Origin of the sequence: Lentzea kentuckyensis (assembly GCF_002150765.1) — a bacterium.
Taxonomy (GTDB): Bacteria; Actinomycetota; Actinomycetes; order Mycobacteriales; family Pseudonocardiaceae; genus Lentzea; species Lentzea kentuckyensis.
Genome location: NZ_MUYM01000166.1, coordinates 1 through 1,128 on the forward strand (window position 1 = coordinate 1; position 1,128 = coordinate 1,128).

Here is a 1,128-nt window from a genome sequence, read left to right on the forward strand (position 1 = left end):
GGCGGCATGCACCGCCTCGACACATCCCCGCCGCCCGCACACGCACAGCGGGCCGTCGAGCTGGATCGTGGTGTGCCCGAACTCGCCCGCGCCCGACCGCGCCCCGCGGTGCACCTCTCCCCCGAGCAACAACCCGACACCCAGGCCGGTGCCGACGAACACGAGCGCCGCGTCCCGGAGGGGCCTTCGCCACGCCTCGGCGACCACGGCCGCGTTGGTGTCCTTGTCCACCACGACCGGCAGCCCGAGCCGTTCCTCGGCCAGAGCGCGCAGCGGCACCGAGGACCAGCCCGGCAGGCCGTTCGGCGACACCACCCCGTCGCGGTGCTCCAGCGGGCCCGCGATCCCGATGCCGAGCCCGAGCACCTTCTCCTCAACCGAGATCAACGGCGCCAGCGCGTCCAGGACGTCGGACGGCGTGAACATCGGCGCGAAGGGCACGACCGACGCCGACACCACCTCGCCGGTCAGGTCGAGCTTCACCACCCGCAGCTCGTCGCGGTCGACGTAAGCCCCGTACGCGCAGGCCCCGCCGGCGGCCAGCCGCAGCGACATCCGGGGCTTGCCGCGGCCACCGGCACGGACCGCGCCGGTCTCCTCCAGCAGGCCGGCGGAGATGAGCCGCGCCACGATCTTCGAGACCGCCTGCGGCGTCAGTCCGGCCTCCGCGGCGATGGACGCCCTGCTCAGCGCACCGGACCGGACCAGCCGGAGCACCGTCCGGTCGTTGTGCGAACGCAGCGAGGTGAGGTCCACGGTCGCAATTATGCAACAGCGTTGCTTTAATGAGAAGCATGACACGAGTCGGACTGCTGGGCTACGGCATCGCGGGACGGGTCTTCCACGCCCCGCTGATCTCCTCGACCGAGGGCATGGATCTCGTCGCGATCGTCACGGCGAACCCGCAGCGGCAGGCGCAGGCCCGCGCGGCGTACCCGGACGCCAAGATCGTGACGGCGGACGAGCTGTTCGAACTGGACCTCGACCTGATCGTCGTCGCCACCCCGAACCGCACGCACGTCGAGTACGCGCGGCGCGCGATCGACAAGGGCGTCGCGGTCGTCGTCGACAAGCCGTTCGCACCGACTTCGGCCGAGGGTGCGGAACTCGTCGCCGCGGCCGCGGCGA

Annotated in this window: 2 protein-coding genes; one reads left to right on the forward strand and one right to left on the reverse strand. The window is 72.1% G+C overall.

What is annotated here, in order from left to right:
* On the reverse strand, positions 1 to 756 hold a 756-nt coding region (locus tag B0F77_RS44690), incomplete at its 3' end, for an ROK family transcriptional regulator (protein ID WP_086669134.1).
* Positions 757 to 794: 38 nt separating this feature from the next.
* Between B0F77_RS44690 and B0F77_RS50315 the strand changes: the two genes are divergently transcribed.
* Positions 795 to 1,128, forward strand: a 334-nt coding sequence (locus B0F77_RS50315) for a Gfo/Idh/MocA family oxidoreductase (protein WP_425435823.1), incomplete at its 3' end; no start/stop codon positions are given.